General features: G+C 42.9%; 18 protein-coding genes and 1 other annotated feature. Of the genes, 14 read left to right on the top strand and 4 right to left on the bottom strand.

Features of this window, described 5'->3' with window-relative positions; all coding sequences use genetic code 11:
* Nucleotides 1-3 precede the first annotated feature (3 nt).
* Nucleotides 4-882, bottom strand: coding sequence for a helix-turn-helix transcriptional regulator (locus ACZ5C4_RS15150; protein ID WP_464521743.1), 879 nt, complete (start codon nt 880-882; stop codon nt 4-6).
* A gap of 185 nt (nt 883-1,067) precedes the next feature.
* Between ACZ5C4_RS15150 and ACZ5C4_RS15145 the strand changes: the two genes are divergently transcribed.
* Nucleotides 1,068-2,570 carry an L-arabinose isomerase family protein gene (locus ACZ5C4_RS15145; RefSeq protein WP_464521742.1) on the top strand — a complete coding sequence of 501 codons (1,503 nt, stop codon included), beginning with the start codon at nt 1,068-1,070 and terminating at the stop codon, nt 2,568-2,570.
* Here ACZ5C4_RS15145 and ACZ5C4_RS15140 read toward each other — a convergent pair.
* On the bottom strand, nt 2,535-2,855 hold the full coding sequence (locus ACZ5C4_RS15140; protein ID WP_464521741.1) for a hypothetical protein: 321 nt from the start codon (nt 2,853-2,855) through the stop codon (nt 2,535-2,537). The genes ACZ5C4_RS15145 and ACZ5C4_RS15140 overlap by 36 nt on opposite strands.
* 417 nt (nt 2,856-3,272) lie before the next feature.
* On the opposite strand from ACZ5C4_RS15140, the gene ACZ5C4_RS15135 reads away from it, so the two are divergent.
* The 5 genes from ACZ5C4_RS15135 (at nt 3,273) to ACZ5C4_RS15115 (ending at nt 6,978) form a co-directional block, all read left to right on the top strand.
* Nucleotides 3,273-4,538, top strand: coding sequence for a sensor histidine kinase (locus ACZ5C4_RS15135; RefSeq protein WP_464521740.1), 1,266 nt, complete (start codon nt 3,273-3,275; stop codon nt 4,536-4,538).
* A gap of 43 nt (nt 4,539-4,581) precedes the next feature.
* Complete coding sequence (locus tag ACZ5C4_RS15130; protein WP_464521739.1) at nt 4,582-5,328, top strand: LytR/AlgR family response regulator transcription factor; 747 nt, start codon at nt 4,582-4,584, stop codon at nt 5,326-5,328.
* A 266-nt stretch (nt 5,329-5,594) separates the two neighbouring features.
* Nucleotides 5,595-6,077: a hypothetical protein gene (locus tag ACZ5C4_RS15125; protein ID WP_464521738.1), complete on the top strand. Its 483-nt coding sequence runs from the start codon at nt 5,595-5,597 to the stop codon at nt 6,075-6,077.
* A 26-nt stretch (nt 6,078-6,103) separates the two neighbouring features.
* Nucleotides 6,104-6,391: a hypothetical protein gene (locus ACZ5C4_RS15120; protein ID WP_464521737.1), complete on the top strand. Its 288-nt coding sequence runs from the start codon at nt 6,104-6,106 to the stop codon at nt 6,389-6,391.
* 32 nt (nt 6,392-6,423) lie between these two features.
* Complete coding sequence (locus tag ACZ5C4_RS15115) at nt 6,424-6,978, top strand: DUF3267 domain-containing protein (RefSeq protein ID WP_464521736.1); 555 nt, start codon at nt 6,424-6,426, stop codon at nt 6,976-6,978.
* Nucleotides 6,979-7,221: 243 nt separating this feature from the next.
* Here ACZ5C4_RS15115 and ACZ5C4_RS15110 read toward each other — a convergent pair whose 3' ends face one another.
* Both ACZ5C4_RS15110 and ACZ5C4_RS15105 read right to left on the bottom strand, forming a co-directional pair.
* Nucleotides 7,222-9,252: a histidine kinase gene (locus tag ACZ5C4_RS15110; protein ID WP_464521735.1), complete on the bottom strand. Its 2,031-nt coding sequence runs from the start codon at nt 9,250-9,252 to the stop codon at nt 7,222-7,224.
* On the bottom strand, nt 9,249-10,817 hold the full coding sequence (locus ACZ5C4_RS15105; RefSeq protein WP_464521734.1) for a response regulator transcription factor: 1,569 nt from the start codon (nt 10,815-10,817) through the stop codon (nt 9,249-9,251). Before ACZ5C4_RS15105 ends, ACZ5C4_RS15110 begins: the two co-directional genes overlap by 4 nt.
* Nucleotides 10,818-11,026: 209 nt before the next feature.
* On the opposite strand from ACZ5C4_RS15105, the gene ACZ5C4_RS15100 reads away from it, so the two are divergent.
* From ACZ5C4_RS15100 to ACZ5C4_RS15065, 8 genes are all read left to right on the top strand, one after another.
* Nucleotides 11,027-12,517, top strand: coding sequence for a sugar ABC transporter ATP-binding protein (locus ACZ5C4_RS15100; protein ID WP_464521733.1), 1,491 nt, complete (start codon nt 11,027-11,029; stop codon nt 12,515-12,517).
* 16 nt (nt 12,518-12,533) lie between these two features.
* Nucleotides 12,534-13,526 carry an ABC transporter permease gene (locus tag ACZ5C4_RS15095; protein ID WP_464521732.1) on the top strand — a complete coding sequence of 331 codons (993 nt, stop codon included), beginning with the start codon at nt 12,534-12,536 and terminating at the stop codon, nt 13,524-13,526.
* 2 nt (nt 13,527-13,528) lie between these two features.
* Nucleotides 13,529-14,539, top strand: coding sequence for an ABC transporter permease (locus ACZ5C4_RS15090; RefSeq protein ID WP_464521731.1), 1,011 nt, complete (start codon nt 13,529-13,531; stop codon nt 14,537-14,539).
* Between the two features lie 67 nt (nt 14,540-14,606).
* Complete coding sequence (locus ACZ5C4_RS15085; RefSeq protein ID WP_464521730.1) at nt 14,607-15,665, top strand: rhamnose ABC transporter substrate-binding protein; 1,059 nt, start codon at nt 14,607-14,609, stop codon at nt 15,663-15,665.
* 124 nt (nt 15,666-15,789) lie between these two features.
* Nucleotides 15,790-16,104 (top strand): L-rhamnose mutarotase, encoded by a 315-nt coding sequence (gene rhaM / locus ACZ5C4_RS15080; protein WP_464521729.1) that lies wholly within the window; start codon nt 15,790-15,792, stop codon nt 16,102-16,104.
* Between the two features lie 1,092 nt (nt 16,105-17,196).
* Nucleotides 17,197-18,042 carry an Rpn family recombination-promoting nuclease/putative transposase gene (locus ACZ5C4_RS15075; protein WP_464521728.1) on the top strand — a complete coding sequence of 282 codons (846 nt, stop codon included), beginning with the start codon at nt 17,197-17,199 and terminating at the stop codon, nt 18,040-18,042.
* A gap of 728 nt (nt 18,043-18,770) precedes the next feature.
* Nucleotides 18,771-19,559 (top strand): glucosaminidase domain-containing protein, encoded by a 789-nt coding sequence (locus ACZ5C4_RS15070; protein ID WP_464522359.1) that lies wholly within the window; start codon nt 18,771-18,773, stop codon nt 19,557-19,559.
* A gap of 116 nt (nt 19,560-19,675) precedes the next feature.
* Nucleotides 19,676-19,977, top strand: a binding site (T-box leader).
* Between the two features lie 320 nt (nt 19,978-20,297).
* A complete protein-coding gene (locus ACZ5C4_RS15065; protein WP_464521727.1) occupies nt 20,298-22,946 on the top strand; it encodes a valine--tRNA ligase in 2,649 nt (882 codons plus the stop codon).
* Nucleotides 22,947-22,950 lie beyond the last annotated feature (4 nt).

The raw sequence follows: 22,950 nt of genomic DNA, 5'->3' as shown, positions 1-22,950 counted from the left end.
CATTTATCCCCTCCATGCCTTGCGGTATGCGAGGGGAGTTATTTCTTCCCGACTTTTAAATAAATTGATAAAGTGTGTGACATTATTCATTCCAGAGGCAAAAGCAATCTCTCCCACAGGCATATCTGTATATTTCAACAGTTCTTTCGCATAGGAAATTCTGGCGTTAATTAAATATTCATTTACTGTGATCCCCATATATTTTTTAAATTCTTTTGCAATATGAAAGCGGCTGCGGTGGTAATTCTCTTCAAAGTAGGAGAGGGACAGCTGATTTCGAAAATCTTTATCAATCTCTCTTGCAATTTCTCTGATAAAATCTGGAAGGATGAAATCATCACTGCTTCCGGCTGAATTTTGTACTAACAGCTTCGTGAGAAGGCCATCAATCAGGTGAGAGACGACAGGCTCGGTGGTTGAGTCCTTTTTTTGGTGTCGGGAAAGAACCTCCCGGATTGTATTTTCTATGTAGTCATCATCCTGGCAGTCTGCAATATGAAACCCATTTCTTACATATTCCTTATAATATCCGAGCGCATTTCCTCCGTTGAAATGAACCCAGAGCAATTCCCAGTCCTCTTTCTTATCTGTCCGATAGAGATGATGCTCCTGACAGTTTATATAGAAACACTGCCCTTTGGTTAAAGTGTAAGTCTGTCCTTCGTATTCCAGGTATCCTTTACCGGAGACGGTATATACGATCAGAAAAGAGTCCAGATTCTGGCGCTCGGAAAAATAAGGATAACTGGTTTTAAAGTATCCGGTTTCCTGCGTATAAAAATAGAGATTTTTTGCTGTAGCACTCGGTGTAAGTATCAGTCTTACGGAATCAGCACTCCAAGTATGAATGCCGCGTTCTAAAAGCTGTATTTGTTTTTTCATATAATCACCACAAGATTCTGTTATTTTTGAACAATTTGTTTGGATGTATTTTTTATAATAATAGATTATAATGCAAATATCAAGAAAAAGATAGGCACGAAATGAACGAGAGGCAGCGAAAAAGCAAGATTAAGATATTTTTTCTTTCTGCCTTACACGTAAAATCAGAATTAGGAGGGATTGCCATGAAAGCAAGAAAAGAAGCAAAGAAACCAAGAATTGGAGTGTATTCAATGGGACTGAAACACTATTGGGGACAGTTCCCGGGGCTGCGTGAGAGAATGATTGAGTATGGACAATTTATTACCAAAAAAGTAGAGAGCTTTGGTGCAGAGGTATTTTTCTATGGCCTTGTAGACTGTGAAAAGGAAGGAAAGAAGGCAGGCGAATACTTTAATGAAAAAAATGTAGACTTGATTTTTGCACATTCAGCTACCTATGTAACCAGTGCGTCTGTACTGCCGGTTCATCAAATTTGTAAAGCCCCGACCGTTGTTTTAAATTTGCAGCCGACAGCGCGTATCAACTATGAAAAGACGACCACAGGAGAGTGGCTTGCGCATTGCGGAGCGTGCCCTGTACCGGAGATTTCCAACGCGTTTAACAGAGCAGGAATCAAATATCGGGTTGTAAACGGCATGCTGGGTCTTGACTATACACCGGAGATTTCTATGACAGATGAAGTGACATGCAACAGACCAGAAGCGATCCGTGCATGGAAAAAGATCGAGGAATGGGTACTTGCGGCGAAAGTAAAGAGAAATTTAAGCGGTGCAAGATTCGGATTCCTTGGAAATACATACAGCGGCATGCTGGATATGTACAGTGACTTTACGATGTTCCAGGGACAGACAGGAGCACATCTGCAGGTTCTGGAAATGTGTGACTTGGATAGACATCTGCAAACCGTAACAGAAGAAGAAATAAAAGAAAAACGTAAAGAGATTGAAGAATTTTTCTTAATCAGCGATGATGTGGCGGCAGATCCACTTGCACAGAAACCAACAGATGAACAGCTGAACTGGTCTGCAAAAGTGGCAGTGGCACAGGAAAAATTGGTAGAAGAATTCGATTTGGACGCACTGACTTACTATTATCATGGAGCTCCTGGAAATCACTATGAAGATGTGCAGGGAGGATTTATTGTAGGACATTCTCTGTTGACCGCGGATGGAATTCCGTGTGCAGGAGAGGGAGATTTGAAAACCTGTCTTGCAATGAAAATATGCGATATTCTCGGAAAAGGCGGAAGCTTCTGCGAGATTGTTACAGTAGATTATGAGGACGGTACAATCTTACTTGGACATGACGGGCCATTCCATCTGGAGATTGCAAAAGGGAAACCGATTTTAAGAGGAATGGGGCTCTATCATGGAAAACAGGGAACCGGCGTATCCGTAGAGGCGAAGGTGCGTACAGGTGACATTACAAATTTAGGGTGCACACAGACAATCGATGGAAAACTGAAATTTATCATCACAGAGGCGGAATCTACAGACGGAGACATTATGACTATCGGAAATACACAAACTCCGGTAAAATTCAAGCATGATCCAGATACCTATATGGATGAGTGGTTTGCAGAATCTCCGACACATCATTTTGCTATGAGTGTAGGACATAATGCAAGTCTTTACGAAAAAGTAGCAGATTTACTCGAAATACCATATGTGATCTTGGATAAATAGAGGGGCAAAAGAAAGCGGGCCGTCGTATAGCCGTTTTGCTGTGGGGGGTGTCTGATAACCTCCGGTTGCCTGCTGGTCATTCTGGGGTATCGCTCCCTGCAGCGTATAATTGTTCTGTGCAGGCGCAGGGTTCTGAGCAAAGCCGCCCTGCTGTGGGTTATAGCCATTGTAGCCATTCTGCTGAAATCCTCCTGCTGCCTGATAGCTGACGTTTGGTGTATCGGGATTTGCTCCATTCTCATCGGTAAAGGTGGAAGGTGCGAAGTCCCAGTCTAATACGGTCACTTGCGGACCTGCGTTTGGTTTCCCCTGATTCTGTTCCTTTGAATAGATGAATGGATGAAGCTCCAGTTTATATTATCATCTGTATATTCCGTGATCTGTTCGATTAGTTTTTCGGCTAAGGCTATGTTGATCATACGGTGTCTCCTCCTTTTGGATTGTGCAAAAGCTCCTGACAGTATATGCCGGAGACTCCGCCGGGGGATACGGCAAATCTGCGATAATCTCATACGGAATGGTATGGGATTTTAGCGTTGCATGAAACTAAAGTATACGATATAATTCACATAGATGTGTAAAAAGGGGGATATGAATATGCCGCTTTCTTTTCGGTTATTTTCAGCAGGATTTTCATTTTTTTGTCTCGGACTGGGGATATGGTTTCTCACATGCGGGATATCCGGGAAGAGGTTAAGGGCTGTGCCGTCTTTCGTATATTCTGTGAGTTATCTGGCGCTGAACGGACTGGTTCTTGCGGGACTGTTAGCAGTCATGATTTTTTTTCCGTCCATGGAAGAATTTATGACGGGGATTTTTTATGATATCGGGGTGAACGTCCTGTTTGTCGTGGCGGCGGCGCTTGTGTTGCGCAGATTTTACGGGACGGCGTTTTTGCAGGGGCTTGCGGCGGGATTTCTCGCTAATTTTACCGTGTATACGGTACAGTCGGTACTGAGTAAGGCAACTTCTGCTTACAGTCCCATATTCGGCGGAAAATATCTGTATACGTTCATCACAATATATATCCCGTACATGTCGGGGCTTTTGGCGGCTGCGATTGTCGTTCCCATATTGAAAAAGAGTGGGTTTTATAAATATTTTTCCCATCTGTTTTCAAAGAAAGCATGGACGGCGTCGACGGTTGCCGTCAGCTTCGGGCTGATGTGCGTGTGGCCGGTATTGAACTGGCTGTACCCGGATACGGAGCCGGGGGCGGCATACGGCGTGTTCTTTCTCACACTTATCGTGATCGCCCTTTTCGGGGTACAGTTTATGGCAATGTACGCCGCGGGGCAGGACAAGATACGGGCGCAGGAGGAGACGATCGCGCAGCAGAAGGCGCACATGGAGCTTCTGGAGGAACTGCAACAGGAGATACGGGCATTCCGCCATGATTTTACGAATCTGTTTTCCGGGCTTACACTGCAGGCACAGGAGGGCGACCTTGAAGGGATACAGGATTTCATGCGGAAGACGAGTAGCTACTTCGATGAGAAACTGGGACAGGAGATCCAGCAGATGGACGGGTTGAACAATATCGGCCATTATCCTGTGCGCAGCCTGCTCGCCGCGAAGTTGGCGGATATGAGGCGCAGGCGGATACACTCGGCGCTTGAGGTGATGGCGCCTGTAAAGGAAAAGCAAAGTATGGAAGCGGAGGACTTGCTCAGGGGTCTTGGCATACTGATCGATAATGCAATGGAGGCGGTGTCTGAAAAAGAGGGGAAAGTCCGTATCGTTCTTTTGCAGGAGGACAATGAACTGTATATCGCGGTGGCAAATAATTATGATAATGCTCCCGACCTGTCGGCTATTTCGCGCAAGGGCTATACGACAAAGGGAGAGGGTAGAGGAACAGGGCTTACGAGCTACCGGAGGATCGTGTCGAGATGTAAGGGGTGTGTGACACGGACATATTTAAAGGACGGATTTTTTGTGCAGGAATTAAGGCTGCCCGTCGCGTAATGCGCGTGTGGCGCGGAATATGAACTGTAAGGAGGAAAGAGGAATGATCCCGGTATATATTTGCGATGATGAGAAGCGGATCAGCGACAGGCTGGAGCATATTATTTCTAATCAGATCGTGATACTGAACGGCGACATGGGTCCCGTCCGGGTGGCTGACGATCCGGAAAAGCTGCTTGAATTGCAGAAAGAGGATACCGTTCCGGCAGTTTATTTTCTGGATATTGACTTTCCGGGATATATGAGTGGGCTTGAGCTTGCACAGCGGCTGAGAAAGCATGACCCGAGGGGATTTATCATTTTTATCACGGCGCACGGCGACCTTGCCTTTGAGACGTTTCGGCTGAGGCTTGAGGCTCTGGACTATATCGTAAAAGGGGATTATAAAGCGATGGCGGTCCGGGTGAGGGAATGTCTTATGAGCATACAGGAGCGACTCGCGGACGAGCAGCCGGGGCAGGGGAGATACTGCACGATCAGCCTGTTTGACACGGTCCGGCATATCCCGGTCGAGAAGATACTGTATTTTGAGGCGATGGGATTTAAGCATACGCTCTGTCTGCATTTAGAGGACGAGCTTCTGGAATTTAACAGCAGCCTGGAGCATTTTGCAAAAGAACTGGGTGAGGAGTTCTGGCGGTGCCACAGAGGATTCCTTGTAAACAGCGCGCGGATCAGGGAGGTTGACTTGAAGAGGCAGACCGTGGTGATAGATAATGGGGAGGAGTGCCCGCTGTCCAGACGCGCAAAGACGGAGTATAACGCGAAGAGAAGGGAGAAAATATCATAACAGATAAATTGAGGGCGTTTCAAAAGTCCGTCCGTTCCATGGAAGTGTAAGGTATAGTTTACAGACTTTGTCTTACGCATCAAAGGAACGGTAGCTGGCTTTTGGGACGCCCTTATCATATACAATAAGTCTTGTATACGACACCATTTGCCGCTTGTGAAGCCAAACGGTCAGTTGGCGAAAGAAATAAAAAATAAGTCGCCATATCTGGTATATTCGTCTCAAGAAAACAAAGCAGTACATGAAATAGAGGAGGAATGAAAGATATGGCAAAGGAAAAGAAAGTAAACGAGATCATCAGGGAAGCGGGATATGACCCGGAGGAGGGGAAAGCGATTGTTGTAAAATACGCTCCGGGAAATTTAAGCGATCAGATCGCGCGTTTTTTCAGCCTCGAATATTATGTGCTTCAGATATGTAAGGATTCGGTCGTGCTGATCCCGTTCAGCAAGCTGACATGGGGGCTGAAAAAGGAAATCGCGCTGGAAATCCCGGCGAAGGACATTTTAAACGTATCTGTCACGGAGGAATATCTGAACTACCGTATCAGGTTGGAGACAAAGAACGGGACGGTTGAACTGTCCGTGCAGCAGAAGGAACTCGGCGAGTTCAGGAGCAGCGGCACTCTTGCCGCGGGGATAAGCGTTTTGAACGTAGGCGTGTCCGGCAAGAAAACACTGGAGAATGTCAACTGGCACAGAAACAATCTGGACAGGACACTGGAAACTTTAAGGACGATGTGTGCATAAAGCGGCGGAGAAAGGAGAGTTTATCTATGAAAACATTATCAGTAAAAGGAACGGTTTTAAAAGCAGTATTGATGGTTGGCTGGCTTGCGGCTTTTATCGGATATTACGCCGCGATGTACAGAGGGAATACGAACAATATGTCAAGCTACAGTTTGATGATACTGATCTTGACCTTTGCCTGCGGAGAGACAGGAGGAGGCTTCTGGTCTAAAGAAAAACAGGAAAATGTGTTTTTTAATATTCTGGCTAAGTTAAACTGTGTTTTGCTGGTTGTATGGTTCATTACCATAGCTGCAGGGATTTTGATGTCATAGGGGAGCATATTTTGCGAAGTGAGGTGGCGATTATGAATACAGGGACGGCAGCTATGGATGTAAAAAAATATACGATGACGGGGATGCAGGCGCAGGTAAGGGGATTCCTTTTCGCTCTTCCGTTTCTCCTGCTCATATTCGGGCTGTTCAGAGGATTTTTATTTCAGAGGGCCGTGCTGCTCGATATGCAGGGGATTGGGTTTACAGTGGTCATGGTGGTCATCATCGTGTTATCTGTTCCCATGCATGAAGGACTCCACGGTATCGGGTGGAGGATATTCGGAAAGGCGGGCAAAGGTCAGATCGCATTCCGGTTACAGGGGCTCATGCCGATGTGCTCGTGCAGGGCAGCTCTGCGTCCGTCCGGGTACCTAGCAGGAGTGATGATGCCATTTCTCGTACTGGGCGGCGCTAGTCTTATCTTTCTTCTGGTATATCCGGGAACAATATCACTTTTAACGGCGGTCGTTAATTTCTACATGGCGGGCGCGGATATTGCCATCGCGTTCTTTGTGGTAAAAAGCGGCGCGGAGCTGGTGAAAGACGCGGAGGAAGAAGCGGGGTTCGTGGCAATGTACAGGGAGTAGAGGGCTGTCGCACTAAATGATGTGAAATAAAGCACACTAGTGCGACAGCCCCTCTTTAAGGATACACACTGTGCGTAAATGGAAAATGGCTGCTGACACAGCCGCGCTTTGGCGCGCGAATGTGCACTGTATGCCGCTTCATTAAAATTGTATCAGTTCAGCTCATACAGATGTATGCTCGCAAAAACATGCAAGCATGTTTTTGGCTTCCCTCACACTGTATGGCTGAACTGATACTTTAAATTACATAATATGCGTGCGGTATTCTTCCGGTGTATATCCGAAGCGCTGCTCGAATTCGGAATAGAACTGCTGCAGGTTGTCGTATCCACATTCTTTAGCGACCTCCTGAATTGTAACGTCAGGGCGTGACAGAAGGTGGAGCGCCTGGATAAAATGACTTTCTTTTATTACGCTGGAGGCAGAGGAAGCCGGAGAAGTCTCCTTTTCCTCTTCAGGGAGACGCGCAGGAATACGTATCTCTACCTCCGTTCCTTCACCAGGAGTACTGGAATACTTAAGTCCATAGTCAGGCCCGTAGAGAAGCTGAAGCCGTTTGTGTGTATTATAGATTGCAATATTGCTTCCAGAGGACTTAGAAGAAGCCCCGTTGCCTGTCAATATAGAGTCCAGACGCTCTTTCGAAATTCCGATGCCATCATCTGAAATCAAAATTACAATGGTGCTGCCCTCTATCCATCCAGTCAAAACAATCGTTCCTTGTTTTTCTTCTTTTTCTAAAATACCGTGCAATATACTATTTTCGATAACTGGCTGGAAAGTAAGCTTTGGAATCGTGTATTCCATCAGCACATCGGGAATATCAACGAGAAAGTCAATCATATCATGGAAACGCATATTTTGAAGCTGCACATAAATAGAGGCGTGTTCGACTTCATCGGCGATAGTACTTAAGCTCTTTTTCCTGCTCAAGGTCAGTTTATAAAAACGGGAGAGCTTCTGGATTGCCGTAGTAACTTCATTTGATCTCCCCTGCTGTGAGAGCCAGTTGATCATATCCATCGTATTATAAAGAAAATGTGGGTTAATCTGTGATTGCAAGGAATTAAACTCTGCTACGCGCAAATCCTCTGCCGCCTGTGCCTGCCGATCCATAAGCTCATTGATGACACGGGACATATAGTTGTATGTGTCAATCAGATCCCCGATCTCATCCTGCGTTTCCGGAGCCGGCAGAGCAACAGGCGGGCCGATACGGGACTGTGCCATCTGGTTGATAACAAGAGAAAGGCGGTTTGATATAGAGTGAGAGAGCAGTGTGGCAATCAAAAACGCTGCGACAATGCAGGCACCATAAATCAGGAAAAAGCCAATAATCATCCCCAGACTTTTATGGATAAGGGGAGTGGCCGGCATGGCTACAACCATATACCAGTCTGTATTTTTGATACTGTAAAAGCCTGCATATACTTCTTCACCCAGTACATTTTTGGTAATAAAGTTGTTGGAGGACATAAAAGAATCTTCAACAACATTGTAATCAAAATGATAAATGGAGGACATAGAACTGTTGGTAGTTGCTACAAGACTGTCGCGGGCATTAATAATATAAGCCACATTATCATTGGAATTTAAGTTATTTTTCAGCAGTTCTGTAAGATGCTCATTAGAAAAGTAAATAGCGAGATAACAGGAACGCATTTCTCCTTCATACATCATTGTAGATTCTGTAATATATGCCATATCCCCATAATGGTTGATTTCATAAGGACTTAAATAAAAAGAAGGACAAAAAAGGGCCGAAGTAGAGGGGGAACCTTCGAAAATACCGTACCAATATGTTCCACGTGCTTTTTCCAGAGAAAGCAGGATAGAGTTTTTGGGATCTCTAGAAAGAATAGGTTCATCCTTGGGAACTTCCAGATAGAATCTTACGTCTGTAACAAGTTCAGAAGATTTCAGTTGTGCCACTGTATTTTCAAAATTCTGTCTGGCGGAGGAAGACAGCATAGAAGACAGAGAACTTGAAGAATACGATCCTGTAATGATACGGTAAAATTCCAAATCTGTAATCTGCTGGTGGGCATCTAAAATTACATCTACAGTATCTTCAATTAAAGGAGCAGTCTGGGTAGAGGCAGACTGCTCCTTTCTGATTGTATCTGAAACAATCATGTCATACATACGGGTGTAGGAAAAGATGCCGAGTACAACCATAGGAAGGATTACGATTACGAGATGTGTGATAGTAAGTTTAGACTGTAAACGTAAATTTTTATAAAATTTGATGATTCGTCGTTGCTTTGTTTTCATCCAAGTATTTTCTCCCTGTATTTTGAAGGGGATAGCCCTGTAAATTTTTTAAAACTCTTACTGAAATAATTGCCGTTGCTGTAACCTACTTTCGAAGAAATATCCGCAATCTGATAACGGGCATCACCCAAAAGTTGCATTGCCTTTTCCATCCGATATTCGGTAAGATACTGATTTAAAGTCTGACCAGTCTGTGTTTTAAAATACGTGCAGACATAAGAGGCAGATAAAAAAACATGATCCCCTATCTCTTTGATGGATAAGCTTTCCTTTGCATAATGCTTACTAATGTAGTCTTTTATCAGAAAAATAGTAGAATCCTCCGGTTCGTAGGTATTGGCAGAGTGAAAATAATCTTCTAATGTATCCTGAAGATTTTGATGGAGCTCCTGATACGAAAAGCACCCTTCCAGATAGGTTAGAATACTTTGTTCTGTACCAGCATTTTTACGTGCAGAGGATAGCTTCATTTTTTGACGGCAGTCATTTAAAATCATAAAAAGCTTATAATATGTATCCTTTACCTGATTAGGCAGTATGCTCAAATTCTGATAGTAAAGATGATATAGCTGTTCTAACAGGGCAGTACATACAGTTTTATCTTTTGAAAGAAGGACTTCTGAAAAAGACTGCATAAATTCTGAAGGAAGCATGTTTTTTGTATTTTCCGGTGAAAGCTCTTCCTTTTTTCGTGCTTTTAATATGGTTCCGGAGGAGAAGAAAAAGCTGCTTTGCAGGGTAATGACTGCACTGGTGTAAGATTGGTATACTCGGGAGATACCTGTGACAGTCTCTCCTTTTACAATAAAGAAACTGCCGAATTCAGAAAATTTTTCCTTCATGTAGTTTTCTACAGCGGCAAAAGCAGTAGCGGAAGGTGCGGCTTCCCCTTTGATATGAAATACATGATGAACTGCATGCATTCTTATATAAAATGCGCAGAGATGATAATGATGTAAAAAATCATCTAAATCTTCGCGCAGCTCTTTTAAAATTCCAGAAGCTATATCTGCAGACTTGGTCTTAATAATATAGGTAGTAAAACTGCAGCCAGGTTTTAAGCGCAGAGAAAGTTCATCTGCCAGAGAAAGGATTTCCGATTCATTGTCTTTATAGGGTCTGGTAAGTAAAAATGCAAGATGAGAGAAGGTTTCCAGAGAATAAAGGGCTTCATTTTGTCTGGTTCTTAATTTTTCCTGGCGTTGCTTGCAGGCTTCTTGGACAGCCTCTTTAATTTCATCAGGATTCAACGGCTTTTCTACATAGTTTACTGCTTTTAATTTTATGGCAGCCTTTAAATATTCTTTGTCAGAATATCCACTCATAAATATCAGGCTGGTATCAGGCAGAATTTTTTCAACCTCTTCTGCCATTTCAATGCCAGACAGGCGAGGCATACGGATATCAGAGAGGATAATGTCCGGCTTGTGGACAGTGGCAATCTGTAATGCCTTTAACCCGTCATCTGCCTGAAAAATTTGCTCTACGCCCAGAGCATCCCAGTCTATAGAAGAGATAAGCCCTGCCCTGGTTAATTCCTCATCATCTGCAATCAATAATTTCATAAAACTGTTCTCCTAAAACTGTTTCTTCCTATTTATATAGAAATAAAATCAAGTGTCTTTTTTCATTCTATCAAAATTAGAATAAATTGCAATATGTAAATAAATTGGAAAAATCAAAAATAAATTACCCGAAATCGAAATATTTTGCCATTTTAGAAAAAAAGGACAGATGGTAAACTATATACATAAACAAAAGGGAGGAGAAAACCGTGTCTGATTATATTTTGGAATTAAAGGGTATCACGAAAATATTTCCAGGTGTAAAAGCATTGGACAATGTGCACTTCCAGCTTAAACCGGGCGAAGTTCACGCACTGATGGGTGAGAACGGAGCAGGAAAATCTACATTTATCAAGGTTATTACCGGTGTACATAAAGCAGAAGAAGGAGAGATGTTCCTGGAGGGCAAAAAAGTAGACTTTAAGGGACCAAGAGATGCACAGGCCGCAGGAATTGCAGCCGTATACCAGCATCCGACTTCTTATCCAGATTTGACAGTAGCTGAAAACATATTCATGGGACATGAAGTGATAAAGTCAGGAATGATTCAGTGGAGAGAAATGAATAAAAGAGCTGCAGAGCTTTTAGCACAGTTGGATGCCGAGTTCAAGCCAACGGCTGAGATGGGAGCCTTAAGCGTGGCACATCAGCAGATGGTGGAGATAGCAAAAGCGCTTTCCATGAATGCAAAAATTATTATTTTGGATGAGCCGACAGCAGCTTTGACAAAGAATGAGTCAGAGAAGTTATACAAGATTGTAGATAAATTGAAAGAAGAGGGCGTGTCTATCATCTTCATTTCTCACCGATTTGAAGATATGTACCGTCTGGCAGACAGAGTAACAGTATTCCGAGACTCACAGTACATTGGGACATACGATGTAGACGGAATTACAAATGCAGATTTGATTAAAGCGATGGTTGGTCGTGAAATCAGTGATTTGTTCCCGAAGCCGGATGTGCAGATAGGGGCAGAAGTGCTTCGCGTGGAGGATTTATCCAGAACCGGCTTTTATAAAAATGTATCCTTTAATGTACATGCAGGGGAAATCGTAGGACTTACAGGTCTGGTAGGCGCCGGACGTACAGAGGTAGTAGAAAGCGTCTGTGGTATTACAAAACCAGACAGCGGCAAAGTATATCTGGAAGGAAAACAAGTACATATCAAAAAACCAGTTGATGCGATGCGCAAAGGAATTATCCTGCTTCCAGAGGATCGGCAAAAAGAAGGATTGATTTTAAGCTGGGGGCTGGGACAGAATGTTACGCTTCCTACAATGGGAAAATATGCGAAAGCAGGTTTTAATGACAATAAGAAAGAACGGGATATTGCAAAGAAGCTTTTGGAAGAGGTAGATACAAAGGCAGTTACAATTTTTGATCCTGCGTCTTCACTTTCCGGTGGTAACCAGCAGAAAGTAGTAGTTGCCAAAGCACTCGGACAGGAAATGAAAGTTGTTATCATGGACGAACCAACTAAGGGTGTCGATGTTGGTGCAAAAGCAGAAATATATCAGATCATGGGAGATTTGGCAAAACAGGGATACGGAATCATTCTGATTTCTTCTGAAATGCCGGAGATCCTTGGCATGAGCGACAGAATCGTCGTTATGTGTAATGGGAAAGTAACTGGTGAGTTGAATAGAGAAGAAGCATCTCAGGAAGGTATTCTTGAGCTTGCAATGGAAAAATCAAAGTAAGGAGGAAGAGGGAAAGATGAAAGAAAATAAATCTATTTTGAAAAAAATCACAGGTTCCCGCGAAGCCAGCCTTTTGATTGTTTTGATTATTCTGTGCATAGCGATTACAGCAAAGAGTCCTTCATTTATGACCTTCAAATCTATCACAGATATGTTGAAAAACAATGTGGTAATTATGATTATGGCGCTTGGGATGTTGGGCGTGCTTCTTGTTGGAGGTATTGATATTTCCGTAGCATCTGTACTTGGATTTACAGGTATGATAGTAGGTATGTTGATGAAATATGAAGTTGTTACAAGTACACCGCTTCTTTTTGTCATCGCTATTGCCATTGGACTTGCCTGTGGATGTGTGACAGGTCTTGTTATCGCTTATGGAAAGGTTTTGCCGATTATTGCTACGATGGGCTTTATGTACATATACAGAGGTCTTGCTTACGTTATCAGTAATAGTGAATGGGCAAGTGCGGAGAACTTGGGAACATTTAAAGATTTTGCACTTGGCAAGGTGCTGGGACTGAACAATGTAATCTGGGTAATGATTATCATTTATGTGATTTTCTTTATTGTAATGAAATGGACGAAGGTCGGAAGAAAAGTATATGCAGTAGGAAGTAACAGAGAGGCTGCAGCGATTTCCGGTATCAGTACAAAGAGAATTGATGTGCTTGTATATACAGTGATGGGAACACTTTCCGGATTGTGCGGCGCTCTTGCAGTTTCCATTTATGCCTCTGCACAGCCTAATATGCTGTATGCAAAAGAAATGGATGTTATCGCAGCATGTGTAATCGGCGGTGTCAGCATGCAGGGAGGACGCGGGAGTGTAGTTGGAGCATTTCTTGGTTCTTTGATTCTTGCGATTATTGCAAAGGCACTTCCACTTGTAGGAATTGAGTCTATTGCACAGAATACTGTAAAAGGTATCATTATTATGGCAGTTATTATTCTGAACGTACTTGCACAAAGAGCGATGGACAGAAGTAATCTGAAAGGAAGGGAGATGTAATCATGGCAGGAAAATCCGGTAGAAGTATTTCAAATGTACCAGAGAAAGCAATTAGAAAGAATATATTGAGCTGGGAAGGAATGCTGGTAGTAGTATTTATCTTGATGGTGATTTTTTGCAGGTCTATTTCTCCGAACTTTCATTTAGAAAATGTATTAAGAGAAATGCCAAAATACCTTGCGGAAGCGTTTATCATGCTTCCGATGGCATATGTATTGATTCTTGGTGAGATTGATATTTCCGTAGGTGCTACAGTGTGTCTTTCCGCAACAATGACTTGTATGGCATGTAATAAGGAAATGCCATTTATCGCAGTAGTGCTTGTATGTCTCCTGGTTGGAACAGCATGTGGCCTGATTAACGGACTTGTACTTACGAATTTTACAGAACTTCCGCCAATGATTGTAACACTGGCAACACAGATTATATTCCGTGGAATTGCGGAAATTTCTCTTGGAAGTGGTGGTTCTATTTCTCTGACAAATACAGATGGGTTCCGTATGATAGCAGGAAAGGTAGGCATTATACCATATATTTTCTTCTTGGTAGTAATTTTGGCGGTGATATTTGCAGTAGTACTTGCTAAGACAACATTTGGAAGAAGTGTATATGCAATTGGCTCTAACAGACTTGCCGCGTATTATGCAGGAATTCCAGTGCAGAGAATTCGCCTGATTATTTATACTGCATTAGGATTTATGTCCGGACTTGCAGCATTGTTCTTAACTTCTGTATTATACGGAGCAAATACAACAACAGGTAATGGGTTTGAAATGGATGCAATCGCGATGGCGGTATTCGGCGGTATTTCTACAGCAGGCGGTAAGGGACGCCTGGCAGGAGGAATTATCTCTGCATTTGTAATTATCATGCTTAGAATCGGACTTGGACAGATTAATATGAATCCACAGTTGATTCTGGTTATTTTGGGAGCATTGTTGATTCTTGCAGTACTGCTTCCGAACATTGCAGGAGAACTGAAAGTAAAGAAGAAAGCTGCAAATACAAAATAAGGTACCAAGCGCACAAAATAGGGGTGCGTTTGATATAAAAAATTCCAGAAAGGGAGGAAAGAAACCTATGAAGAAAAAAGTATTAAGTGCTCTGTTGTGTACAGCAATGGTAGCAACACTGGCGGCCGGCTGTGGAAGCTCAGGCGGAGATTCCAAAGATGGCGAAGCAGCAAAATCTGACGATTCCGGAAAGAAAACATACGCGATCGTAACAAAAGCTGCTGGTAATCCTTATAATGAGAAAGAGGCAGAAGGATTCCAGGAAGTAATCGAAGCAGAAGGCGGAGAGTGCATCGTAAAGCATCCTGAAGCAGCAACAGCTGATGCTCAGGTATCTGTTATTCAGTCTTTGATTTCTCAAGGCGTTGATTCTATTGCTATTGCAGCGAATGATGAAAATGCATTACAGGCAGCTTTGGAAGAAGCTATGGATGCTGGTATTAAAGTATCCTGCCTTGATTCTAAGGTCAATGCAGACAGCCGTATGACATTCGTTAACCAGGCTGGTACAAAAGAAATCGGACAGGCATTGATGGATGCTGTATTAGACATTACAGGTGGAGAAGGACAGTGGGCGATTCTGTCTGCTACATCTCAGGCAGCAAACCAGAATGCTTGGATTGAAGCTATGAAAGAAGTTATGACAGATGAGAAGTATTCTAAACTGGAGCTTGTAGAAGTTGCTTATGGTGATGACGAGCCACAGAAATCTACAGACCAGACATTGGCACTGTTACAGAAATATCCGGATTTGAAACTGATCTGTGCTCCAACAACAGTTGGTATTAACGCAGCAGCAAAAGTTCTTCAGGACGAAGCTTCTGATGTGAAACTGACAGGGCTTGGACTTCCTTCAGAAATGGCAGAATACATTGGCGATGACGATGCTCATTCTTGCCCATATATGTATCTGTGGAACCCAATCGATGTAGGACGTCTTGGCGCTTATACATCTATCGCACTTGTTAATGGCGACATTACAGGAGCAGAAGGTGAAACATTTACAGCTGGCGACATGGGAGAATATACAATTACAGACGCTGGTGATGGCGGAACAGAAATCATTCTTGGACCTCCGTTCAAATTTGAACCATCCAACATTGACGAATGGAAAGATGTATATTAAAATGTATTGAGTAATGTAGGTGAAAACCTAAGAAAGAGCAGACCGTGTTTTGGTCTGCTCTTTCTGGCAGTGCATGTTTACTGCCGGAAAACCAGAAATATACAAGGAGTAGGAGGATACGATTATGGTAAGAAAAGGATTTAAAATGAAACTTTATCCGGGTATGGAAAAGGAGTATGAAAAACGCCACAATGAACTGTGGCAGGAAATGAAAGATATGATCCACGAATACGGCGGCAGAAATTATACAATATTTCTAGATAAAGAAACATTGGTTTTGTATGGATATATTGAAGTAGAAGATCTAGAAAAATGGGATAAAAGTGCTGACACTGCGATCAACCGTAAATGGTGGGATTTTATGGCAGATATTATGGAAACAAATCCAGATAACAGCCCAGTGTGTGTAGACCTGCAAGAAGTATTCCATTTAGATTAGAAGACTATAAAGTTAATTGACGAAAACGATCCGCGCAAGAGGGAGTGTATTGCAACGTTCGTCAGGGCTTCGCCGAAATTCCTCACTTTTGCAACACACGCCCTCTTGTGCTTACACTTTCGCCAGCTTAAGTTTATAGTTCCAGGCGGAAGAGATCGGCTTCACGCTGCTACACATTTCCAATCGGAAGTAAACAAATTTTTCTGGTTGGGAATTCGCGGCAGCGTGAAATCGATTTCTTTTCATAGAAATTTAACTAACAAAGTGCCTTCCGAATGGCGGGGGAAAAACTTCTGACTGGAAGTGACAGCAAAAAACACTGTGTCAGATAAGCAGGGCATTGACAAGGCGCGTTCCGAATACAGTTCGCCTGGTTCTTAGCGCAGGGCATCTGCGTGTTCCAATGGACACACAGATGCTTTGTGCTTAGAACCACTCGAACGGATGAGGTAAAGCGGATCCTGCCCTGTGTTCTGATACAGTGTTTTTTGCGTACCTTCTATTAAAATTTTTCTAACAGACAGAAATGCATTTTGTCAATTTCCGCAGTTCCAGCTCAATTCCGCATGTGCTTCATTTCGCTATCGGCAGTCGCCGAATGAAAAGAAGCAGACAAACTTCTGTTTACATGCGAGCATGCCACAGAGTTTGCCTGTTCTTTTCGCACTGCTTGTTGCTTCGTTAAATTTATATTTATTTTTCTTGTAGTTTGTTTTCTGATGTGTTAAGGTAAGAGTACCTTCTCTATTAGCTATCTATATTAGGGAAAGGTAAGTATCTTTATTTCTTATATAAGGAATCTACATTCTAAAAATTTACATGTATCATTCTATTTATGTTCATCTGATGGACAATCAGTTTTTCTGGTATTTAACTGCCAGGACATTCTAAATTTTTACCCAATGAAACAAAGGAAACTGCTGTGACAGCATCTGTTTTATTACTTACACTGCAGGTGAGGTATATATTTGTGTGTTTAACGTCTGATTTTCAGAGAGCACTATATCATTTGCGGCAAATGCTGTGTAACTTAAGGGGAAAGTGTTGTAAACCGTAAGGCTTTTCCCTATAATAAAAGGAGGAAAAGTAAATATGGAACAAAAACAAAAAACATTGAAGGATTTGAATCTGCTGGATCGTTTTTTATTCTCACAGGCTGCTGATGACCCAGATACAATGCGGGACATGTTGGAGATTATTCTGGGAAGGGAGGTTGTCTTAAAGCTCCTGCCCCAGACAGAAAAGGAGCAGCGCACCCATCCCTTGAACCGGTATGTCCGTCTGGATGTCTGGGCAATGGATGAAGAGGAACGCATATACAACACAGAAGTGCAGAGAGAGGATACAGGGAATCTGCCAAAACGGAGCCGGTTTTATCAGGCGCTCATCGATTCCAACCTTTTAAAGCCAGGAGAAGTGGGATTTCAAAGGCTGAATCCCGTCTACATTATTCTTATCTGCCCTTTTGATTTATTCGGTTATGGATTATATCGATATACCTTCCAGATGCAGTGTAAAGAAGTACCTGGATTATCCTTGCAGGACGACGCTGTTCGGATATTTTTAAATACCCGCGGACAGCGCACAGAAGGAGTATCACAAGAACTGATAGAGCTGTTAAGGTATATGGAGCATACCACAGAGGAGGTAAGTGCCTCTTGTACCAGTGAAAGGATACATAATATCCAGAAACGGATCCATGCAATCAAATCCAGTGAAAAGATTGGAGTGAAGTACATGCAGGCATGGGAAGAAAAGATATTAGAGCAGGAGAAAGCACGTGAAGAAGGACATGCTTCTGGATTAAGAGAAGGCTTAATACAAAAATTAAAAGAATTGGTAGAAAAGAAAGTACAAAAAGGCTATTCAGCAGAAGAGATAGCAGAAATGCTGGAAGAAGATATAGAAACCATTCAAAAAATAATAGCAGAATTATAAATTTAATTGACGAAATGGTTCGCGCAAGAGGGCGTGTATTGCAACGTTCGTCAGGGCTTCGCCGAAATTCCTCACTTTTGCAACACACGCCCTCTTGCACTTACACTTTCGCCAGCTTAAGTTTATAATTTCAGACAGAACAGAACCGGTTTCTCGCTGCTACAGACTCCCGGTCAGAAGTTTTTCCTTCGTTTATAGGAAGGTGGCGCCCTAACTGAAATTCATAAAAAAGAAAACGGCTTCACGTTGTTATAGCCCTCCAATTAGAAGTATCTATATTACTTCCGATTGGAAATGCATAGCAGCGTGAAGCCGTCTTTTTCCGTTATGAATTATAAACTTAAGCTGGCGAAAGTGTGAGTGTGAAAGAGAGGCTTTGCGTGAGTGAGGAATTTCGGCGAAGCCCTGACGAACGATGCAAAGCATCTCTTTCACACGTCCCTTTTGCCAATTTGCGCAGTGCCAGCTCAATTCCGCATACGCTTCATTTCGCTATCGGCAGTCGCCGAATGAAAAGAAGCAGACAAACTTCTGTTTACATGCGAGCATGCCACAGAGTTTGCCTGTTCTTTTCGCACTGCTTGTTGCTTCGTTAAATTTATATTTTATTTCTTTATTGCATGGCTGGACGGGGAGGGGAATATAGTATATAATAGGAAGCTCTAATGGAGTTTATAAGTCGTCAAATTCAGTCGATATTGCTGACTTACAGGGAGAGTATGCAAAATATGGACAAATGGAATAACGAAAAATTAAAATTCTGGCTGGAAGCAGGACTTGCTTTGCTTTTAGTTCTCACTCTTGGTTTGGCGGGGGCGAGAGGAATATTTGCAAAAGATATAGAGGAAAAATCGGTAAGTGCAAAGACAAAGGTGGAGCAAGAAAAGGGAGAGGACGCGAAAGAAAAGGGTTCGGAAGCAGAGAAAAAAGATAAAGCAGAGGAAAATGCAGCCCAGGAGACGGAGGAAGTAATTGCAGACGGACAGTACCCAATTATGGGAGAAAGTACGGTTACTGTGGAACAGATGGTTTCTTTTTTTGAAGAGTCCGGAGAGGAATATCCGTCAGAAGCACTTGGAAAAGGCGGCGCAGACAGCATTGAAACATTCTGTCAGATGTATTATGACGAAGCGGTCGCAGAAGGGGTGCGGCCAGAGGTGGCGTTTGTACAGACAATGAAAGAAACGGGATGGCTCCAGTATGGAGGGGATGCTTCTATTGAACAGTTTAATTTTGCAGGACTTGGAACAACAGGAAGGGGAGTCCCTGGAAACTCGTATCCAGATGTAAGAACAGGGATACGCGCGCAGATACAGCATTTAAAGGCATATGCTACAGAGGACGCACTGGTACAGGCATGTGTAGACGACCGATATGAATATGTAAAAAAGGGTTCAGCGCCGTATGTAGAATGGCTGGGACAAAAAGAGAATCCAGAAGGTGCCGGATGGGCTACAGCAGAAAATTACGGATATTCGATTGTAGATATGATCAATAAAATGAAAAATATAGAATAGATGACAGCGTCTATTTTCATTTGCTTTTTCTTAAGATTGTCTAAACTTCTTGACAAATCAGCGCCGGAAAGATATGATAAGCATTAGTTAATTATTACTTAACAATTTGTTAAAATATAAAGGTGCTGAAGAAGAGGAGTACAGCATTACTTCTTACAGAGAGGACTGTCCGCAGGCTGGAAGGCAGTTTAAGAAAAAGGATGATGGAAAGTAGCTTCTGAACCGGATTTCTGAATCGACAGTATAGTTTATCATTTTGTTTAAAACTATCAGTAAGAAATCACGTTGGCAGTCTACGTTACAGGACTAAGAGATGTATGAATAGGTAAATGTACAGGCAAAGAAGATTTTATGAGCACATGTCATTATCTGTATGCATATAAATGAAGGTGGTACCGCGGAATTCTTCGCCCTTTACAAGATGTAAAGGGCGTTTTTCATATAATAGGAAATTTCGATAAATTTCCTATTATATGAAAAGCCATCCGGGCGGGATGCGCACGCCGCAATAAGGAAATTTTACCGCTTTGCGGTATTGCGGCGGCGCGCAAAGTGGACAAGCCCCTCAAGATTGAGGGGCAGGGGAGTTGAAGTGGGCTTGCCCACTTTGTTCTTCTTAAAATGTGAATTCTATGTGAAATGCAAAAAGAAAACATTCTGTCTGCCTGAATATATGTACGGTATAGCACAAATTGTAACAAAGAATGGAAAAAATGAGAGGGCGATAAGGAGGATATTATGAGTAAGGAATTGGCAAAGACTTATAATCCAAAAGAGATTGAAGAAAAACTGTATGAAAGATGGTGCGAGAACAAGTATTTCCATGCAGAAGTAGACCGGAGCAGAAAACCGTTTACGACAGTGATGCCGCCTCCGAATATTACTGGGAAATTACACATGGGGCATGCCCTGGACAATACACTCCAGGATATTTTGATCCGGTATAAGAGAATGGAAGGGTATAATGCCCTCTGGGTGCCGGGAACAGATCACGCTGCAATTTCTACGGAAGTAAAGGTTACAAACCAATTAAAAGAAGAAGGTATTGATAAAAAGGAACTGGGGAGGGAAGGGTTTTTAAAGAGAACCTGGCAGTGGAAGGAAGAATATGCGGGTACGATTGAAAACCAATTGAAAAAGCTGGGAATCTCCTGTGACTGGGATAGAGAGCGTTTCACGATGGATGAGGGATGCTCCAAAGCAGTAGAAGAGGTTTTTATCAGCCTGTATGAAAAGGGTTATATTTATAAAGGCTCCAGAATTATTAACTGGTGTCCGAAATGTAAGACTTCTCTTTCCGATGCAGAGGTAGAGCATGAAGAGCAGGAAGGACATTTCTGGCATATTAAATATCCAATTGTAGGAACAGAGCGTTTCCTGGAGATCGCGACGACCCGGCCGGAAACTATGCTGGGGGATACAGCGATTGCAGTGCATCCTGATGATGAGAGGTATAAAGACATTGTAGGGAAAAAAGTTCTTCTGCCGCTTGTAAATAAAGAAATTCCGATTGTGGCAGACTATTATGTAGACAAAGAATTTGGTACGGGTGCGGTTAAGATTACACCGGCACATGACCCGAATGACTTTGAAGTTGGAAAACGTCATAATTTAGAAGAAATCAACATTATGAATGATGATGCTACCATTAACGAAAAGGGCGGCAAATATGCGGGTATGGAACGCTATGAGGCGAGAAAGGCCATTGTAAAAGATCTGGAGGAGCAGGGGTATCTTGTTAAAATTGAACCGCATTCTCACAATGTCGGTACACATGACCGCTGTGGTACGACAGTAGAGCCGCTGATTAAGCAGCAGTGGTTTGTAAAGATGGAGGAACTGGCGAAGCCTGCGATCAACGCATTAAAGACAGGAGAGCTTAAATTTGTTCCAGAACGTTTTGACAAAATCTATCTGCATTGGCTGGAAAACATTAAAGACTGGTGTATTTCCAGACAGATCTGGTGGGGACACAGGATTCCGGCGTACTACTGTGACGAATGTGGAGAATTTGTAGTGGCAAGAGAAGTACCGGAAAAATGTCCACACTGTGGATGCGCACATTTTACACAGGATGAAGATACTTTGGATACATGGTTTTCCTCTGCGCTGTGGCCGTTCTCTACGCTTGGATGGCCTGAAAAGACAGAAGATCTGGACTATTTTTATCCGACAGATGTTCTTGTGACAGGGTATGACATTATTTTCTTCTGGGTAATCCGCATGGTATTTTCTGGGTATGCACATACAGGGAAATCGCCATTCCATACAGTGCTGATTCATGGGCTTGTCAGAGATTCACTGGGACGTAAAATGAGCAAATCTCTTGGCAATGGAATTGATCCTCTGGAAATTATCGATCAGTACGGGGCAGATGCGTTAAGGCTTACCCTGGTTACAGGAAACGCCCCTGGCAATGATATGCGTTTCTATACCGAGAGAGTAGAGGCGAGCAGAAATTTCGCAAATAAGGTGTGGAATGCATCTCGGTTTATTCTGATGAATATTGAAAATGAAAGCCTGGAAACACCCGCAGAGGCAGATCTGACACTGGCTGATAAATGGATTCTGTCGGCAGTCAACACCTTGGCAAAAGACGTGACAGAGAATATGGACAAGTTTGAACTTGGTATTGCTGTGCAGAAGGTGTATGACTTTATCTGGGATGAGTTCTGTGACTGGTACATTGAGATGGCGAAATACCGTATCTATCATAAAGAAGAAGCTCCGAAAGCGGCAAATGCGGCGCTCTGGACATTAAAGACCGTGTTGGGACAGGCTTTGAAAATGCTGCACCCGTTTATGCCGTTTGTCACAGAAGAAATTTATGCTGCGCTTGTACCGGAGGAGGACTCTCTGATGATGGCTTCCTGGCCGGTTTATGCAGAGGAGAGAGCATACAAAGAAGCAGAGAGAGTTGTCGCTCACATGAAAGAAATTGTGCGCGGTATCCGTAATATCCGCGCGGAAATGAATGTGGAGAATAACAGAAAGACAAAGGTATATATTATTACGGAGGACAGGGCGCTATCAGAAGGCTTTGCTGTCCTTACAGATTCTGTAAAACCACTTATGAACGCGGCGGAGATATTTATTTCAGGAGAAAAGCCGGCACTTTCTGACGATGCGGTTTCAGTTGTAGTGCCGGACGCTTCGGTCTATCTTCCTTTAGAGGATTTAGTGGACTTTGAGCAGGAGAGAGAGCGTCTTGAAAAAGAAGAAGAAAAGCTGAAAAAAGAGATTCAGAGGGCGCAGGGGATGCTCTCAAACGAGAAATTTGTCAGCAAGGCGCCGCAGGCTAAAGTGGAAGAAGAACGCGGAAAATTAGAGAAATATACGCAGATGCTTACGCAGGTACAGGAGAGAATGGCAGGATTAAAGAAGTAAAGAA

The sequence above is a fragment of the Mediterraneibacter flintii genome (assembly GCF_055387595.1).
The sequence above is the reverse complement of the archived record's forward strand: the minus strand, read 5'-3'. Positions and strand labels throughout refer to the sequence as shown.

Bases quoted from the DNA above. Each gene is read 5' to 3' on its own strand.
- ACZ5C4_RS15150 (WP_464521743.1), bottom strand. From the start codon at position 882: ATGAAAAAACAAATACAGCTTTTAGAACGCGGCATTCATACTTGGAGT.
- ACZ5C4_RS15145 (WP_464521742.1), top strand. From the start codon at position 1,068: ATGAAAGCAAGAAAAGAAGCAAAGAAACCAAGAATTGGAGTGTATTCA.
- ACZ5C4_RS15130 (WP_464521739.1), top strand. From the start codon at position 4,582: ATGATCCCGGTATATATTTGCGATGATGAGAAGCGGATCAGCGACAGG.
- ACZ5C4_RS15125 (WP_464521738.1), top strand. From the start codon at position 5,595: ATGGCAAAGGAAAAGAAAGTAAACGAGATCATCAGGGAAGCGGGATAT.
- ACZ5C4_RS15120 (WP_464521737.1), top strand. From the start codon at position 6,104: ATGAAAACATTATCAGTAAAAGGAACGGTTTTAAAAGCAGTATTGATG.
- ACZ5C4_RS15115 (WP_464521736.1), top strand. From the start codon at position 6,424: ATGAATACAGGGACGGCAGCTATGGATGTAAAAAAATATACGATGACG.
- ACZ5C4_RS15110 (WP_464521735.1), bottom strand. From the start codon at position 9,252: ATGAAAACAAAGCAACGACGAATCATCAAATTTTATAAAAATTTACGT.
- ACZ5C4_RS15105 (WP_464521734.1), bottom strand. From the start codon at position 10,817: ATGAAATTATTGATTGCAGATGATGAGGAATTAACCAGGGCAGGGCTT.
- ACZ5C4_RS15095 (WP_464521732.1), top strand. From the start codon at position 12,534: ATGAAAGAAAATAAATCTATTTTGAAAAAAATCACAGGTTCCCGCGAA.
- ACZ5C4_RS15090 (WP_464521731.1), top strand. From the start codon at position 13,529: ATGGCAGGAAAATCCGGTAGAAGTATTTCAAATGTACCAGAGAAAGCA.
- ACZ5C4_RS15085 (WP_464521730.1), top strand. From the start codon at position 14,607: ATGAAGAAAAAAGTATTAAGTGCTCTGTTGTGTACAGCAATGGTAGCA.
- rhaM (WP_464521729.1), top strand. From the start codon at position 15,790: ATGGTAAGAAAAGGATTTAAAATGAAACTTTATCCGGGTATGGAAAAG.
- ACZ5C4_RS15075 (WP_464521728.1), top strand. From the start codon at position 17,197: ATGGAACAAAAACAAAAAACATTGAAGGATTTGAATCTGCTGGATCGT.
- ACZ5C4_RS15070 (WP_464522359.1), top strand. From the start codon at position 18,771: ATGGACAAATGGAATAACGAAAAATTAAAATTCTGGCTGGAAGCAGGA.
- ACZ5C4_RS15065 (WP_464521727.1), top strand. From the start codon at position 20,298: ATGAGTAAGGAATTGGCAAAGACTTATAATCCAAAAGAGATTGAAGAA.